Source organism: uncultured Bacteroides sp. (assembly GCF_905207245.1).
In the GTDB taxonomy this organism is placed as follows: domain Bacteria; phylum Bacteroidota; class Bacteroidia; order Bacteroidales; family Bacteroidaceae; genus Bacteroides.
In genome coordinates this window covers 13,153-30,574 of record NZ_CAJLKP010000009.1, presented here as the reverse complement: position 1 = coordinate 30,574, position 17,422 = coordinate 13,153, and the positions used below count along the sequence as shown (strand labels likewise).

The 17,422-nt window shown below is 48.1% G+C and carries 12 protein-coding genes; 6 read left to right on the top strand and 6 right to left on the bottom strand.

All coding sequences use genetic code 11. The features are described from left to right. Positions 1 to 32: 32 nt before the first annotated feature. From dnaE to QZ135_RS04700, 6 genes are all read left to right on the top strand, one after another. The gene (gene dnaE / locus QZ135_RS04725) at positions 33 to 3,827 is read left to right on the top strand and encodes a DNA polymerase III subunit alpha (protein ID WP_294606344.1); all 3,795 of its coding nucleotides are present in this window, start codon (positions 33 to 35) and stop codon (positions 3,825 to 3,827) included. Positions 3,828 to 3,892: 65 nt separating this feature from the next. After that, on the top strand, positions 3,893 to 4,210 hold the full coding sequence (gene trxA, locus QZ135_RS04720; protein ID WP_025832963.1) for a thioredoxin: 318 nt from the start codon (positions 3,893 to 3,895) through the stop codon (positions 4,208 to 4,210). Between the two features lie 47 nt (positions 4,211 to 4,257). Further along, on the top strand, positions 4,258 to 4,593 hold the full coding sequence (locus tag QZ135_RS04715) for a hypothetical protein (RefSeq protein ID WP_009131849.1): 336 nt from the start codon (positions 4,258 to 4,260) through the stop codon (positions 4,591 to 4,593). Between the two features lie 217 nt (positions 4,594 to 4,810). Next, the gene (locus QZ135_RS04710) at positions 4,811 to 6,031 is read left to right on the top strand and encodes an efflux RND transporter periplasmic adaptor subunit (protein WP_294606343.1); all 1,221 of its coding nucleotides are present in this window, start codon (positions 4,811 to 4,813) and stop codon (positions 6,029 to 6,031) included. A gap of 24 nt (positions 6,032 to 6,055) precedes the next feature. Next, positions 6,056 to 9,187: a multidrug efflux RND transporter permease subunit gene (locus tag QZ135_RS04705; RefSeq protein ID WP_294606342.1), complete on the top strand. Its 3,132-nt coding sequence runs from the start codon at positions 6,056 to 6,058 to the stop codon at positions 9,185 to 9,187. Between the two features lie 3 nt (positions 9,188 to 9,190). After that, the gene (locus QZ135_RS04700; RefSeq protein WP_294606341.1) at positions 9,191 to 10,564 is read left to right on the top strand and encodes an efflux transporter outer membrane subunit; all 1,374 of its coding nucleotides are present in this window, start codon (positions 9,191 to 9,193) and stop codon (positions 10,562 to 10,564) included. A 72-nt stretch (positions 10,565 to 10,636) separates the two neighbouring features. Here the strand turns inward: QZ135_RS04700 and QZ135_RS04695 are convergent, their stop codons facing one another. The 6 genes from QZ135_RS04695 to QZ135_RS04670 all read right to left on the bottom strand — a co-directional run bounded on the left by QZ135_RS04695 (position 10,637) and on the right by QZ135_RS04670 (position 17,404). Then, positions 10,637 to 10,852: an immunity 17 family protein gene (locus QZ135_RS04695; protein ID WP_294606339.1), complete on the bottom strand. Its 216-nt coding sequence runs from the start codon at positions 10,850 to 10,852 to the stop codon at positions 10,637 to 10,639. Between the two features lie 6 nt (positions 10,853 to 10,858). Beyond that, positions 10,859 to 11,284 carry a tRNA (adenosine(37)-N6)-threonylcarbamoyltransferase complex ATPase subunit type 1 TsaE gene (gene tsaE / locus QZ135_RS04690; protein WP_294606337.1) on the bottom strand — a complete coding sequence of 142 codons (426 nt, stop codon included), beginning with the start codon at positions 11,282 to 11,284 and terminating at the stop codon, positions 10,859 to 10,861. Between the two features lie 102 nt (positions 11,285 to 11,386). After that, the gene (locus QZ135_RS04685) at positions 11,387 to 12,946 is read right to left on the bottom strand and encodes a bifunctional response regulator/alkaline phosphatase family protein (RefSeq protein ID WP_294606335.1); all 1,560 of its coding nucleotides are present in this window, start codon (positions 12,944 to 12,946) and stop codon (positions 11,387 to 11,389) included. 81 nt (positions 12,947 to 13,027) lie between these two features. Continuing rightward, positions 13,028 to 16,009 carry a tetratricopeptide repeat protein gene (locus QZ135_RS04680; RefSeq protein ID WP_294606445.1) on the bottom strand — a complete coding sequence of 994 codons (2,982 nt, stop codon included), beginning with the start codon at positions 16,007 to 16,009 and terminating at the stop codon, positions 13,028 to 13,030. A gap of 61 nt (positions 16,010 to 16,070) precedes the next feature. Further along, on the bottom strand, positions 16,071 to 16,898 hold the full coding sequence (locus tag QZ135_RS04675; protein ID WP_294606333.1) for a metal ABC transporter permease: 828 nt from the start codon (positions 16,896 to 16,898) through the stop codon (positions 16,071 to 16,073). 86 nt (positions 16,899 to 16,984) lie between these two features. Continuing rightward, complete coding sequence (locus tag QZ135_RS04670) at positions 16,985 to 17,404, bottom strand: phospholipase (RefSeq protein ID WP_294606331.1); 420 nt, start codon at positions 17,402 to 17,404, stop codon at positions 16,985 to 16,987. Positions 17,405 to 17,422: the final 18 nt, after the last annotated feature.

Genomic DNA, 17,422 nt, shown 5'->3' with positions numbered 1-17,422 from the left:
ACTTTTATGCTCTCAATTGAAAGGAGATATTTATGCAGGATTTTGTTCATTTGCACGTTCATACCCAGTACTCCCTCCTCGACGGTCAGGCAAGCGTAAGTGCACTGGTTGACAAGGCGATGAAGGATGGAATGAAGGGAATTGCCGTAACTGACCATGGTAATATGTTCGGCATCAAGGAATTCACTAATTATGTTAACAAGAAAAATAGCGGTCCTAAAGGGGATATCAAGAATCTCAAGAAGCGGATTGCCGGCATCGAGAGTGGTGAGATAGCTTGCGAAGATAAGGAAGCGGAACTTGCCGACTGCCGCGCTAAGATTACGGAAGCTGAAAACAAACTGTTCAAGCCGATAATCGGTTGTGAAATGTATGTGGCGCGCCGCACCATGGACAAGAGGGAGGGTAAACCCGACCAAAGCGGATGGCACTTGATTGTATTGGCAAAGAATGAGAAAGGTTATCACAACCTGATAAAGCTGGTGTCCAGAGCCTGGACAAATGGATACTATATGCGTCCCCGTACCGACCGCAATGAATTGGAAAAGTATCACGAGGGATTGATTGTCTGTTCGGCTTGTATCGGTGGTGAAGTTCCTAAAAAGATACTCAACGACCAGTTGGAAGACGCAGAAGAAGCCGTGCGTTGGTACAAGAACCTCTTTGGAGAAGACTATTATCTGGAGTTGCAACGGCACAGGGCAACTGTACCTCGCGCCAATCATGAAGCATATCCGTTGCAGCAGCGGGCCAATGCCAAACTGATAGAATTTGCCAAAAAGTATGATATTAAACTCATTTGTTCCAATGACGTTCACTTTGTGAATGAGGAACATGCCGAGGCGCACGACCGTCTGATCTGCTTGAGTACCGGTAAGGATCTGGATGACCCCAACCGTATGCTTTACACCAAGCAGGAGTGGATGAAGACGAAGGCGGAGATGAATGAACTCTTTGCCGATATTCCCGAAGCTTTGTCCAATACGCTTGAAATTTTGGATAAGGTGGAATACTATTCCATCGATCATGCACCTATCATGCCTACTTTTGCCATTCCCGAAGACTTTGGGACGGAAGAAGGGTATCGGCAGAAATATACTGAAAAAGACTTGTTCGATGAGTTCACCCAGGATGAGAATGGTAATGTGGTGTTGAGTGAAGAGGACGCCAAAGATAAAATCAAGCGCTTGGGTGGATATGAAAAGCTGTATCGTATCAAGTTGGAAGCGGACTACCTGGCCAAACTGACTTTCGATGGTGCTAAGATTTTTTATGGTGATCCTATGTCGGAAGAAGTTATGGAACGGTTGAAGTTTGAACTTCACATCATGAAGACAATGGGTTTCCCCGGATACTTCCTGATTGTGCAGGATTTCATTGCTGCTGGACGTAGTATGGGAGTATCAATCGGTCCTGGTCGTGGTTCGGCTGCCGGTTCGGCAGTGGCATACTGTCTGCAGATAACGAAAATCGACCCTATCAAATATGACTTGCTGTTTGAGCGTTTCTTGAATCCCGACCGTATTTCATTGCCTGATATCGATATTGACTTCGATGATGACGGACGCGGTGAAGTGCTTCGTTGGGTAACTAATAAGTATGGGCAGGAGAAGGTGGCGCATATCATCACTTATGGTACAATGGCTACCAAGCTTGCCATCAAGGATGTTGCCCGCGTGCAGAAACTCCCCCTTTCGGAGTCCGACCGTTTGGCAAAACTTGTCCCCGATAAAATTCCCGATAAGAAACTGAACTTGCGAAATGCTATTGATTACGTTCCGGAATTGCAGGCTGCGGAGGCTTCTCCCGACCCATTGGTGCGTAATACGCTGAAATATGCTAAGATGTTGGAAGGTAACGTACGCGGTACGGGTGTACATGCCTGCGGTACGATTATCTGCCGTGACGATATCACAGACTGGGTGCCTGTAAGTACAGCCGATGACAAAGAAACGGGTGAGAAAATGCTCGTGACCCAATATGAAGGTTCGGTAATTGAAGATACAGGATTGATTAAGATGGACTTCCTGGGATTGAAAACATTGTCAATCATCAAGGAAGCCGTAGAAAATATCCGTTTGCACCGCAAACTGGAGTTGAATATAGATAAGGTGCCGATTGACGATCCGGTTACCTATAAATTATATAGTGATGGCCGTACCATCGGTACGTTCCAGTTCGAGTCTGCCGGTATGCAGAAATACCTGCGTGAGTTGCAGCCTTCTACTTTCGAGGACTTGATTGCGATGAATGCCCTCTACCGTCCGGGGCCTATGGATTACATTCCGGACTTCATCGACCGTAAGCATGGGCGGAAACCGATTGAGTACGATATTCCCGTCATGGAGAAGTATCTGAAAGATACATACGGTATTACGGTATATCAGGAGCAGGTGATGCTTTTGTCCCGTCTGTTGGCTGACTTCACCCGTGGTGAGTCTGATGCTTTGCGTAAGGCGATGGGTAAAAAGCTGCGTGACAAATTGGATCACATGAAACCTAAATTTGTTGAAGGCGGGCGCAAGAACGGACACGATCCGAAAGTGCTCGAAAAGATTTGGGGAGACTGGGAAAAGTTTGCATCGTACGCTTTCAACAAGTCTCATGCCACCTGTTATTCGTGGGTAGCTTATCAGACCGCTTATTTGAAAGCCAATTATCCTGCCGAGTATATGGCAGCCGTAATGAGCCGAAGTTTGTCGAACATTACTGATATCACCAAGTTGATGGACGAATGTAAGGCGATGGGCATCAAAGTATTGGGGCCGGATGTAAATGAGAGTAACCTGAAATTCACTGTTAACCCGGAAGGAAATATCCGTTTTGGTCTTGGTGCAGTGAAGGGTGTGGGCGAAGGTGCTGTGCTGAATATCATGGAAGAACGTGAGAAGAACGGTCCTTTCAGGGGTATATTCGATTTTGTGCAGCGTGTCAATCTGACGGCTTGTAATAAGAAGAACTTGGAATGCCTCGCTTTGGCAGGTGGCTTCGATGAATTTCCAGAATTGAAGCGCGAGCAATACTTTGCCGTGAATTCTAAGAATGAAGTCTTTCTGGAAACTTTAGTGCGTTATGGTAACCGTTATCAGGCCGACAAGTCAGCAGCAGAAAACTCTCTATTCGGCGGGGATAATGTAGTGGATATAGCCACCCCCGAAATCCCCGAGGCGGAACGTTGGAGTGACCTCGACCGCTTGAACAGGGAGCGCGACCTGGTAGGTATCTATCTTTCCGCCCACCCGCTGGATGAATACTCCGTTGTATTGCAACACGTTTGCAACACACGCATGGCTGAGTTGGAAGATAAAGCGGCGCTTGCCGGACGCGAAATCACGATGGGAGGTATTGTGACTTCCGTGCGCCGGGGTATCAGTAAGAACGGTAATCCTTATGGTATCGCCAAGATTGAAGATTATTCTGGTTCTGCAGAACTCCCGTTCTTCGGTAATGACTGGGTGACCTATCAGGGGTATCTGGGTGAACGTACTTTCCTCTTTATTAAAGCCCGTTGCCAGCCCAAGCAGTGGCGGCAGGATGAGTTGGAAGTTAAAATCACTTCTATGGAGTTATTGCCCGATGTGAAGGAAAAACTGATTTCCAAAATCACCATATTGATACCGCTTTCCGTACTGAACCAGGCTTTGGTAACAGAGCTTGCAGCGCTGATGAAAGGGCATCCCGGTACGACAGAGTTATATTTTAAAGTGAGCGATCCGGACAGTAAAACTGTAGTGGATATGATTTCCCGTCCGGTGAAGCTTTCCGTAGGACGTGATTTAATCTCTTATTTAAATGAACGTCCCGAACTGGAATTCCGGATAAATTAGTATCTTTGCTTCATCAATGAGATACCAAATTGATAATTAAAAATTAACAATTAATAATTAAAGAAATGGCTTTAGAAATTACAGACAGCAACTATAAGGAAATCCTGGCAGAGGGTAAACCTGTAGTGATTGACTTTTGGGCTCCCTGGTGTGGTCCTTGTAAGATGGTAGGTCCTATTATTGACGAACTGGCAGAATTGTATGACGGCCAGGTAATCATCGGTAAGTGCGATGTGGATGAAAGCAGCGATCTGCCTGCAGAATACGGCATTCGTAACATTCCTACCGTATTGTTCTTCAAGAACGGCGAGTTGGTTGATAAGCAGGTAGGGTCTGCGCCCAAATCAGCTTTTGACGAAAAGATAAAGAAAATGTTCCTGTAAGGAGCGTTCATAAAAATAAGGTATTCACCCCTAAAAAACTAACTATTATGGGACTGGAAGACGATTTCTTAAAGGATGACCTCGATGATGAAAAGACCATCGAATACATCAAAAATTATTTGCCGCAGGAGTTAAAGGAGAAGTTCTCTGACGACGAATTCTATTATTTCCTCGATCTGATTGATGAGTATTATTCTGAAAGCGGCATTCTCGATGTAGAGCCGGATGAAGAAGGATGCGTCGAAGTCGACCTGGGACAGATTGTAGATTACATCATCAAGGAAGCTCATAAAGACGAGATGGGTGACTATGATCCGGAAGAGATTCTGTTCGTGGTTCAAGGGGAACTGGAATATACAGAGTCATTGGATGATGACGAATAAGTAGTTTCAGTAAGTAAAAAGAGAGTCCGGACATTTCGTTCGGACTTTTTTTGTGGAATTATTCCACACTTGTAGAGTGGATTCCACACTTCGGTAATTTCCATTCAGACATTTAATGCTTTGGCAATGAAGAATAAAGGTATAGTTAGCGAACTTTGGCACGCCAGTTGTGTTTTTTATTTATAGGGTTTTTAACATTAACATAAACAGAGAGCTTATGAAATCGTTTTTCAAAAAGAGAGAAATCAGAATAACGAAGAAGCAGGCAGTGATTGCCGCAATAGGTATAGTATTGTTAGTAGGGATTTACTGGTTCGTCACCCATCGTCCTGCGCCAGCACCGGATCTGCCGGTAGTGGCCGTAGAACCGGTGACACAGGACGATGTAGAAATCTACGGTGAATATGTGGGACGTATTCGCGCTCAACAGTTTGTTGAGGTACGTGCCCGTGTAGAAGGGTATCTGGAAAATATGCTCTTTGAAGAAGGTACCTATGTGACGAAGAACCAGGTGTTGTTTGTTATTAATCGCGACCAGTATGCAGCCAAGGCTGATAAGGCACGGGCACAACTGAAAAAGGATGAAGCACAGGCCCGCAAGGCGCAACGTGATTTGGAACGTATCCGACCGCTGTATGAACAGAATGCTGCCAGCCAGTTGGATTTGGATAATGCGATAGCGGCTTATGAAACAGCGCAAGCCAGCGTAGCCATGAGCCAGGCTGATTTGGATCAGGCGGAACTGGAATTAGGGTATACAATTGTTCGCTCTCCGTTATCAGGACATATCAGTGAACGCTATGTAGACCTTGGTACACTGGTAGGTACAGGTGGCAAGTCGCTGCTGGCAGCTATCGTGAAGAGTGATACGGTACTGGTTGATTTCAGTATGACTGCACTGGACTATCTGAAAACCAAAGAGCGCAACGTGAACTTGGGACAAAAAGACTCCACCCGTTCCTGGCAACCGAATATTTCTATAACACTTGCCGATAATACGGTTTATCCGTTCAAAGGTTTGGTTGACTTTGCCGAACCGCAGGTTGACCCTCGCACCGGTACATTCTCTGTTCGTGCCGAGATGCCCAATCCAAAACATGTGTTGCTGCCGGGACAGTTCACCAAGGTGAAGCTGTTGCTGGATGTCCGTGAGAATGCAACGGTTGTTCCCCTGAAATCGGTAATCATCGAAAAGGGTGGTGCTTTCGTGTTTGTGATGCGTCGCGACTCCACCGTAGAACGGCGCTTTATTGAACTGGGACCGGAATTCCAGAATCAGGTGGTAGTGGAAAGAGGTTTAGTGCCGGGTGAAACCATCGTGGTGGAAGGATACCATAAGCTGAGTCCGGGTATGAAAGTTAAGGTTAACAATGCCCTGTTGAAGAAAGAAGATGAGGAACAAAGTCAGACACCGGATACGGTTAAGACTGAGAAGTAATTGACGAACGTAAAACAGACGCATATGAAAGTAAGTTTCTTTATAGACAGACCGGTATTCTCGGCTGTCATCTCCATACTGATTGTCATTGTGGGTATCATCGGATTGTCGATGCTTCCCATTGACCAATATCCACAGATTACGCCGCCGGTAGTGAAAATCAGCGCATCCTATCCGGGTGCCAGTGCACTGACGGTATCTCAGGCAGTAGCCACACCTATCGAACAGGAATTGAACGGAACACCGGGAATGCTCTATATGGAGTCCAACAGTTCCAACTCCGGTGGCTTTTCGGCTACAGTGACGTTTGACATCTCTGCTGACCCTGATTTGGCAGCAGTGGAAATTCAGAACCGTCTGAAACTGGCGGAGTCCCGTCTTCCGGCGGAAGTGGTACAAAACGGTATTTCGGTAGAAAAGCAGGCAGCCAGCCAGTTGATGACCATCTGCCTTAGGTCTTCCGATCCGAAATTTGATGAAATCTACCTGAGTAACTTTGCTACACTGAACGTGCTCGATTTGCTTCGTCGTATTCCCGGTGTAGGCCGTGTATCGAATATCTGTAGCCGCTACTACGCTATGCAGATTTGGGTGCAGCCGGATAAGTTAGCTAATTTCGGACTGACCGTAGCCGACTTGCAGAATGCGCTGAAGGACCAGAACCGTGAGTCCGCCGCCGGTGTGCTTGGACAACAACCGGTGAAAGGATTGGATATCACTATTCCTATCACTACACAGGGACGTCTGTCTACTGTTGCGCAGTTTGAAGAAATCGTGATACGTGCCAATGCGGATGGCTCTATCATTCGCTTGCGCGATGTGGCACGCATATCTCTGGAGGCTTCTTCATACAATACAGAGAGTAGCATCAATGGTGAGAATGCAGCGGTGCTGGGTATCTATATGCTGCCGGGTGCCAATGCTATGGAAGTAGCGGAGAATGTGAAAAAGGCGATGGATGAGATTAGCGCCAATTTTCCTGATGGATTGAGTTACGAGATACCGTTCGATATGACAACGTACATTTCGGAATCTATCCATGAGGTATATAAGACGTTGTTTGAGGCTTTGGCACTGGTGATTATCGTAGTGTTCCTGTCATTGCAAAGCTGGCGTGCCACATTGATTCCGATTGTGGCGGTACCTATTTCTTTGATTGGTACATTCGGTTTCATGTTGATATTCGGTTTCTCGCTCAATATACTTACGTTGCTTGGACTGGTGCTTGCCATCGGTATAGTAGTGGACGATGCCATTGTGGTGGTGGAGAATGTGGAGCGTATCATGCACGAAGAGAAACTACCGCCTTACGAAGCCACGAAGAAAGCGATGGAAGGACTGACGGGAGCAATTATCGCTACGTCACTGGTGTTGGCAGCAGTATTTGTTCCGGTTAGTTTCCTCGGTGGCATCACAGGACAACTTTACCGCCAGTTTACGGTGACGATTGTGGTTTCCGTATTGCTTTCTACGGTAGTTGCACTGACACTGAGCCCGGTGATGTGTTCGTTGATATTGAAACCGGACTCCCACAAACGGAAAAACATCGTATTCCGTTATATCAACTATGCATTGAATATGGGTAACCGCAAATACGTGCGTCAGATTTCACGCGTGATAGGCAATCCCCGTAGGGTATTGGGAGCATTCGGTATAGTATTGATAGCCATTTTCCTGGTGAACCGGCTGATTCCGACCAGCTTCTTGCCTGTGGAAGATCAGGGATATTTCAAAGTAGAACTGGAATTGCCCGAAGGTGCCACATTGGAACGGACGCGTACTGTATCGGAACGTGCAGTGGAATATCTGATGTTGAACCCGGCTGTGGAATATGTGCAAAGCGTAGTGGGCAGCAGCCCGCGTGTAGGCAGCAGTCAGGCACGCAGTGAACTGACTGTCATCATGAAACCTTGGGGAGCAAGGGACGGACAGACCATTGATGATGTAATGGCGCAAGTGAAGAAAGACCTTCAGGAATATCCCGAATGTAAAGTGTATCTCTCTACGCCTCCTGTCATTCCGGGATTGGGAAGTTCCGGTGGTTTCGAGATGCAGCTTGAAGCACGTGGTGATGCCACTTTCGACAACTTGGTACAGGCAACGGACACACTGATGTATTACGCATCGCAACGCAAGGAGTTGTCGGGACTTTCATCTTCTTTGCAGGCGGATATTCCGCAACTTTATTTCGATGTAGACCGGGATAAGGTGAAACTGGCGGGTGTACCCTTGGCGGATGTGTTTTCAACCATGAAGGCCTATACCGGTTCGGTATATGTGAACGACTTCAATATGTTCAACCGTATCTATCGTGTGTACATTCAGGCGGAAGCTCCCTATCGGGAACATAAAGAGAATATCAACCTCTTCTTCGTGCGTGGTGCGGATAATGTAATGATACCGTTGACTTCCCTCGGAACAACTTCGTACACCACGGGGCCGGGTAGCATCAAGCGTTTCAATATGTTCAACAGTGCCGTGATTCGTGGTGAGGCTGCCGATGGTTACAGTTCCGGTCAGGCAATGGAAATCATTGAGCAGATAGCCCGTGACCACTTGCCGGACAATATCGGTGTGGAATGGAGTGGACTTTCTTATCAGGAGAAGCAGGCAGGTGGACAGACTGCCATGGTGCTGGCATTGGTATTCCTGTTCGTATTCCTCTTCCTGGCTGCACTTTACGAGAGCTGGTCGGTGCCTATTGCCGTATTGCTTTCATTGCCGATTGCCGCATTGGGAGCTTACCTCGGGGTATGGCTGTGCGGATTGGAAAACGATGTTTATTTCCAGATTGGACTGGTAATGCTGGTCGGTCTGGCAGCAAAGAATGCCATTCTGATTGTGGAATTTGCCAAAGAACAGGTGGACCGTGGGGCGAATGTGGTGAAAGCTGCTCTGCATGCATCGCAGTTGCGTTTCCGGCCTATCCTGATGACGTCGTTGGCATTTATTCTCGGTATGTTGCCGATGGTGATTGCCAGCGGACCGGGTTCGGCAAGCCGTCAGGCTATCGGTACAGGCGTGTTCTTCGGAATGATTCTGGCTGTGACAGTAGGTATCTTGCTGGTACCGTTCTTCTTCGTGCTGATTTATAAGGCGAAAGCAAAAGCGAAAGGTACGAATATTAAGAAAGTTACGAAGCGATTTAAACGATAAGTTATGAAAAGAAAATATACGATATACTATATGATGGTGCTGGCAGTGGTGCTTAGTTCCTGCCAGTTGGGTAAACACTATGCGCGTCCGGAACTGGACCTGCCGCAGCAACTCGACTCTACGGAACAGGATACACTTTCCATTGCCGACCGACAGTGGTGGACCATCTACACTGATACTACCCTGCAAGCGCTCATCGAGCGGACGCTTGAATATAATAAGGATATGAAGATTGCTGCTGCACGGGTGAAGGAACTGGCGGCGATGAAGCGCATAGACTTTGCTAATCTCTTCCCGCAAGTCAGCGGCAAGCTGTATGCAGACAAGGAGGCGGAGAACTATGGCGGTGATAATTACGATTCAGACCGGAGTTATGAAGCCAAAGCAATCGTTTCGTGGGAGGTAGACCTTTGGGGAAATCTGCGCTGGGCGAAGGATAAGAGCATGGCGGACTTCCTGGGGTCGATAGAAGCGCAACGTGCCTTGAAAATGAGTCTGGTGGCAGAAGTGGCGCAGGCATATTTTGAGTTGGTGGCGCTGGATAACGAATTAGCAATTGTACGCCAGACACTCGGTGCCCGTAAAGAGGGTGTCCGGCTGGCGAAGCTCCGTTTTGAGGGTGGTCTGACTTCGGAGACTTCTTATCAGCAGGCTCAGGTGGAGTTGGCACGTACGGCAACGCTGGTGCCGGACCTGGAGCGGAAGATTTCTATCAAAGAAAATGACATTGCTTTTCTGGCGGGTGAGTATCCGCGGAAGATAGAGCGTTCGGTATTGCCGGAAGAGGTGAAACTGCCGGAAAGTCTTCCTGTGGGGCTTCCTTCCACATTGCTGGAACGTCGTCCGGATGTGCGTCAGGCGGAACAGAAACTGATTGCTGCGAATGCGACAGTGGGACTTGCATATACCAATATGTTTCCCCGTTTGAGTTTGACGGCCCACTACGGGTTGGAGAGTGCCGAGTTCTCGGATTTCCTGAAGTCACCTTATCATTTCCTGAGTGGTTCATTGCTGACGCCTTTGTTTGCTATGGGTAAGAATCGGGCGATGCTGAAGGCAAAGAAGGCGGCGTATGAAGCGGAGGTCTATGCTTATGAAAAGTCGGTGCTGACTGCCTTTAAGGATGCACGGAATGCGATTGTGGATTTCAGCAAGATAAAGGAGATTTATGAGTCGCGTCTGCAATTGGAGCAGGCGGCACGGACGAATGTGGAGCTGGCCCAGTTGCAGTATATCAACGGGGTTATCGGATATCTGGATGTGCTGGATGCGCAGCGTGGATATTTTGATGCACAGATAGGGCTGAGCAATGCGATACGGGATAAGCAGATAACACTGGTACGGCTGTATAAGGCGCTCGGCGGGGGATGGCAATAAGAAGTATATTAGCGCTATGTGTGTGGGCAAATAATCATTCGCCCACACACATAGCGCAACTTATAACTTGGATCATGTCGGCGGCGTATTCAGAAAGAAGAACACCGACATCCCGATAAGGATAGCCCCCAGCACTCCATAAAATAACCTCGCACGCTGTCGTCCTACACTCCTTACCGCAAACTGCGTATTTCGTGCAGTGAAGAACCACTCCCAGTCGAACACCGCAGCCAGCAATGAAATGATGCCGGCTACTGCAAAAATTCCCTGAATGATGTATTGGCTCATAGTGACTTATTCCTGGCTTTCCATTGTCAGCTTGCGTGAGCCGTCTTCCAGTTCTTCGATAGTGACGCGTACCGTATTGCCCGGCAACAGTTCCTCTACCAATTCCGGCCACTCAATAAAGCAGAGCGCTCCACTGTAGAAATAATCCTCATACCCCATGTCATATACTTCTTCCAGCTTCTTGATGCGGTAGAAGTCGAAATGATAAATGAGTTCGCCCGCTATGTCCGAGCGGTATTCATTGATGACGGCAAACGTGGGCGACGTAACGACGTCCTCAACGCCCAGTTCTTGGCAAAGTGCCTTGACAAATGTAGTTTTACCGGCTCCCATCTTTCCGTAAAGAGCGAAAACGGTATTGTCGCCCATTGCAGCAATAAATTCGCGGGCGGCTTCGTGGATATGGTCCAGAGATTGAATTTTGATTTCCATATTATCTTTAACTTATGTGATTTATTAGTAGACTATCTCAATTCTTCCTCCTCCTCCTGGGAGGAGGAGTACCCGTAGGGGGAGGTGGTAGGAGATTTACCATTAGCTTCGTCCCCCCAACGTAATCAGCGGAATAATCATCTCCTCCATCGATATTCCCCCATGCTGGAAAGTATCAGTGTAGTAGCTGACGTAGTGATTATAATTATTCGGATAAGCAAAGAAATCCCGTCCGGTGGCAAAGATGTAACGCGTGCTCACATTAGGTGAGGGCAGGTGTATGTCTGCGGGGCGGGTGATTTCGAATACTTGTTTAGGATTGTATGCCATATTGCGCGATAGTTTATAACGCAGGTTGGCATTGATTTCTTTACTGTTACTTTGCACTTTTACCGGGTTGTCTACACGGATGCTGCCGTGGTCTGTAGTGACGATGACACGATACTGGCGGCTGGCAAGCGCTTTCAACAAGTCGCTCAGCGGTGAATGGCGGAACCACGAAAGCGTGATGCTGCGGTAAGCTGCCTCGGTGGAGGCGAGTTCGCGTATCATCTTACTTTCCGTGCGGCTGTGGCTCAGCATGTCGATGAAGTTGAACACGGCAACATTAAGGTCGTTCTGTGCCAGTGCAGGCAGTTGTGTCAACAGGCGTTCGGCACCTGCGGCATCATTTATTTTATGGTAAGAGAATGTATCGTTACGGCGATAACGCTCGATAATGGTGCGTATCAACGGGGCTTCGTTCAGGTTCTTATTTTCTTCTTCGTCCTCATCTACCCACAATTCCGGAAATAGCTGCGCTATCTGGTCGGGCATCAGGCCAGAGAAGATGGCGTTACGGGCATATTGCGTGGCAGTGGGCAAGATGCTGAAATAAAGTTGTTCGTCGATGTTGAACAAGCCGGACAGCTCGTTGGCAAGGACTCGCCACTGGTCGTAGCGGAAGTTGTCGAGGACGATGAAGAACACCTTTTCACCTTTGTCCAACAGCGGGAAAAGAACACGTTTGAAGATGTCAGGGCTCATGAGTGGACGGTCAGGGGAAGCATCTTTTGTTGATACCCAGTCCGCATAGTGCTTCTTGACGAACTTGGCGAAAGCGGAGTTAGCTTCTGCTTTCTGCATGGCAAGCATTTCACTCATGGGGCTGTCTGTTGCTTCCAGTTCCAGTTCCCAGTATACGAGGCGGCGGTATAGTTCCATCCAGTCGGCGGCGGTCAGCGAATCGTTGATTTGCATGCCTATCTTGCCGAAGTTCTGTTGATATCCTGTCTGTGCGGCTTCGCTGACTATGTCCCGGCGGTGCAGGTTCTTCTTTAGTGACAGTAATATCTGGTTGGGGTTAACGGGTTTGATAAGGTAATCCGCTATCTTTTGCCCGATAGCCATATCCATGATATTTTCTTCTTCACTTTTGGTAATCATGATGACGGGAACGGTGGGGCAGATTTCTTTTATCAGTGCCAGGGTTTGCAGACCGCTCAATCCGGGCATGTTTTCGTCCAGAAAGATGAGGTCGTAGGTAGTGGCACGGCAGCGGTCGAGCGCATCCTGTCCGTTGGTTACGGTGTCGACTTCGTAACCTTTGCCTTCCAGAAACAGGATGTGCGGTCGCAACAAACTGATTTCATCGTCTACCCAAAGTAATCTGTCTTTCTTCATATCTGTTAGTTTTTAGCTACAAGCTACAAGCTACGAGTGGCGCGGCGACTTGTAGCTCGTAGCTCGTAACTCGTCACTATTTCAGTCCTCAAAGATAACACCATTTTCCGGGTCGTCCTCTTCCGCAGGCAGATTTTCTTCTTTCTGCCGTTCTTCTTCTTCGGTAGGAAGATTCAGCAGAGGTTCGTCCAGCGTGTAACCTTTCAATTCGGGTTCCGGAATGGAAGAGAAGTGGGCACGGTAGAAGGTGTCATAGTCATCAAAACTGTATTGCTTGATGAGTTGTTCATAATTTGCTTCCGAAATGAGCACTGCACGCATACCACTCAGCCGGGCAGCCATTTCAGGAGTGGCATAGAGTCTGCGGAAATATTGCTGCGCTTCATCGTAATTACTGAACGGCTTGATTTGCAGCATCCCGATGCCCCGCTCGTGAGCAAAGGCAAGGTCAAAGTTCTTCACCAGGAAGGTGGAGAAATTATAGCGTGCCACTTCAAACAGAAGCATGTTTTCGTTTACTTTTCCTTCTTCGTAGGCAAGGATAAAGAGGAACGGAACATTGCGCTCCGTGCTGAATGCACTGTCCGGTGGAAGGACGGCGACATTGCCCAGGCTATCGCCTAATAAATTACCGGCTTCGGCAAGTTCGGCATTCCGGCGTTGCCAGATAGAACCGAATGTATGGCTGTCGCGTGCCAGCAAACGCCCTTCCTGTATACCTTTTAGTATATGGGCGGCGAGGTCGGTGATTTCATTCTGCGGATATTGCTGTACAAGCTGCTTCAGGGTGGCGAGGAATTGCTTGGTTTCTCCACCCTGCAGACGGGTGACGGCATCGAGGAACATGAACTTCGGGCGATGCTGTCCCAAAGGATATATCTCTGCGGAAAGATGCGCGGCAGCACGTACGGTTGCAGTGTCTCCAGTTTGGAAATGCTCGTAGGCACGGGTATAGAGCGAGTCTTCACGTTGCTTGCCGTGCACGGCGTTCTCCGCAAAATCCGGGTCGGCCAGCGTTTTGGCGTAACGGCTTTTGGGGAAGCGGGCGATAAGTTCAGATTTATATCTTTCGGCTTTTTGTAAAGGGGTTCCCGCATATTGCTGTGCAGAAAGACTGTCATCCGTCATCCTGAGCTTGTCGAAGGATCTACTCCCTTTCCCATAATACTCCATCGCTAATTCAGTCAGGAACAACTGATAATACACCTCATCCAATTGCGTGAAGTCCGGGAATTGGCGTACAAGCCTTTCAAAGGCAGTTTCCGCTTTCCGGAAATCCTGCATACGGTCTTTGAATACCATTCCTGCGCCATACAGGGCTTCTGATAACAATACGTTTGAAGCTTGCATTGCTTCTTCTGTCAGTGGAATTTGCGACAGATAGTATTCCGGGCGATGCGTGTCGTTGGCAAGGCTGTCGGTGCCTGTTTTCCCGTTCTCACTATTCTGCGAGTGGGTACGGTCAGTTTCACCTTCCTTATTGTTCTGAATAGAATCTGTTCCGGCAGTCTGTTCGGATTCGTTATAATCTATTTCCCCGAAATCATCCAGCGCGACTACTGTTTTATTCTTTCTCCGCCAGTTATCCTCCAGTTTCCGGCGTCCCCATAAACGTTGGAAGTCTGCTTTTCCCTGTTCCACTAATTGCGGGTTGTAGAAGTACCAGGCCTGCTTTCCCCCTATGGTAGGTTGGGTGGTTTGCGGAGTAGTGGTGATGCTTTGTTCCGGTCGGGTTTCCCGTTCCGCTTCCTCTGCCGCTTTGCGTTCCGCTTCTTCCCGGGCAATGACTTGCGCGATGATTTCCTTTATTATAGCCAGCCTTTCTTCTTCCGTCATTCCGGCAAGGCGCTGCAAGCTGTCTTGCAATTGTATGGCAGTGGTATGCGGCACCAGTTCGTCCAGAATTTCCGAACGGGTGGTAGCGGTGTCATATTCCTGATGCGTCTTGTCTATCAGTCCGATGGCTTCGGCATATGCTTTCTGCGCTTCGGCATAGCGTGCCTGTTGCCAATACAGATTTCCCAACGTGAGTTGCAGAACACCTTTCTCCACGCCGTTTCGTTTGCTTTTTCCTATTCCTTTATGATAGGCGGCGAGTGCCTGAACCGTATCCTTTTCAGCAAGATAAACATTGCCCAATGCATAATATATCTGGTCCAGAAATTCTTCATTCTTCTCGTCTCGGCTGAGGCGTAACAGCTTTCCTGTGATTTTGCGGCTATTGGTGGCGGGCATCACTTCCGTTTGCCGGATACGGGCGCTGAGGGCCAGTTCATACGGTGGGTTGAGGCGGATTACTTTGCTGTAAGCCTGATAGGCTTGCTCCGGTTGCTGCAACATTTGGTAAGTCTGTCCCAGGAGATAGTAACAACGTGCTTTCTGTTTCTTATTCTTTTCGCTTTTGGCGGTTTTTTCCAGATGCGGAATGGCTTCCCTGTACCGCTTGCTGCCCAACAGGAAATTTCCCGTTGCCGAGGCATACGCAACTGCCAGCGACAGGGGGAGGCTGTCGTTGTTCACCCGGTTCAAGGCATCTTCGGCGTCATATTGCCACCCCAATGCAGAGTAACAGCGGGATAGCCAGATGAGTGCTTCGGAAGTGATGCCCGTTTGTCCGTCGTAAAGGCGTGCGATGTAAGAGAATGTTGATGCAGCTTCCGGGAAGTCGCCTTTCTGATATTGTGCTTTGCCCAGTAACAGCCATGCGCGGTGTATGAAGGGGTTGAACTCACGGCGTGCCAGCCATTTCTTGTATTCATCGGTGTATGCCCGCCCCGGCTTGCGGATAGGGCGTCGTTTGATGGAGTGCTGACGGATGGCTTTTTGTGCTTTTTCAATAGCCCGGTCGAAGTTGGAAGTGCCGATACCTGTGGTTTCTTTATTGCCTATGGGATAGAGAGGAAGCACCTCCATGTAATTGTCTTTATTTCCTTGCTGTTGTGCTTCGAGCCCGGCTTTATAGGCTTCATTGCCGTTGAAGTAAACGTTGTAGCGGGTGGTCAGGGCATGGTAAAAGCGTGTACCGGCTGTGTTCTTTCGAGTGGAACATCCGGCAACGAGCATCAAAGTCACTAAGATGCCAGTGAGGTAGACTGCTTTGCGTTTCAAACTATGCCAGTGGATTTTACGGATTCTGCGTTTTCTGCCGTAAAGATAAATAAAAACTCTTTCCCAACTTACATACTACATATATAATAATAGAAAAGAAAATGATAGCCGCCCCCGAAGGCACATTGAGATAATAAGATATCATCAATCCCCCCAAGCAACTGAGATAACCGATGCCGATGGACAACCATATAATGCGGTGAAAACGATGTGAGAATAAGTTCGCTGTCATTTGCGGAATGGTGAGCAGCGAAATGACCAGCACGATACCCACCATGCGCAGGCAAGCAACGATGGTCAGCGCAATGAACATCATCAGCACGTACTCGAATATCTGCACCGGAATTCCTTGCGAACGGGCAAACTCCCTGTCGAAAGCAACATAAATAATCGGTCGCAAATAAAGTACAAAGAAGATGGTCAGTATCGCCGCAAGCCCTGCCAACAAAGCTATATCAGTCATCGTAATCGTCAGGATATTGCCAAACAGATAAGCAGACAGGTCGGGCGCAAACCCCGGAGAAAGAAAAGTGAACATGATGCCTAACGCCATGCCCAGTGTCCAGAATACAGCAATAGCCGAATCTTCGCGCATGTCATTGCGCTTGCTTAACCACTCCACCCCAAACGCAGACAACACAGCAAAAACACCGGCTGCCAAAATAGGGGAGATGCCTGCATAGAGTCCCAAACCGATACCACCAAAAGAAGCATGTGTCAGTCCGCCGCTAATGAACACCAGCCGCCTTGTTACAATGTATGTACCGATAAGCCCGCAAACGATGCTTGCCAGCAAACTGCCGATAAGGGCATGTTGAAAGAATGTATATTGCAGTAAATCCATTGTACTCAATTATGAAATATGAATTATTAATTATGAGGTGTTGGTTTTGTACATTCGTATCGACTCCAACAATTAATATTTGATATTTAATGTATTCTCCTCTCTCCAATAATAAGGAATACTTCGTCTTTGATATTGTCCGGCAACGCAATTCCGCGCAGTTGCAGGCTTCGCACCCATCCGGCAACGTCAGTATCTTGCATTGTATAGAATATATCCCTGAATTCATCTTCTTGTTCGGAAGTATAATCTTCGGGAGCAACACCGATGTATTTGTCCAGTTCTTCATCGTCGTAATACTCTATCTTCTTGCTGACGGCAGCCAGCAGGCTGTCCCGTTCGCATACCTCATGTTGTCCGCAACACTCCGCGTCTACTTCCTTCACTTCGGGCATGGCATCCAGTTCTCCGCGCTCAATCTTCTTCTGCAAGCGGCGGTTGCGGATGTATCCTGCCAGAAGGGCAACACAGACAAGTGCAATCAGACTTATTATCAGTATCCACATATCTTTTTAAATTAAGAA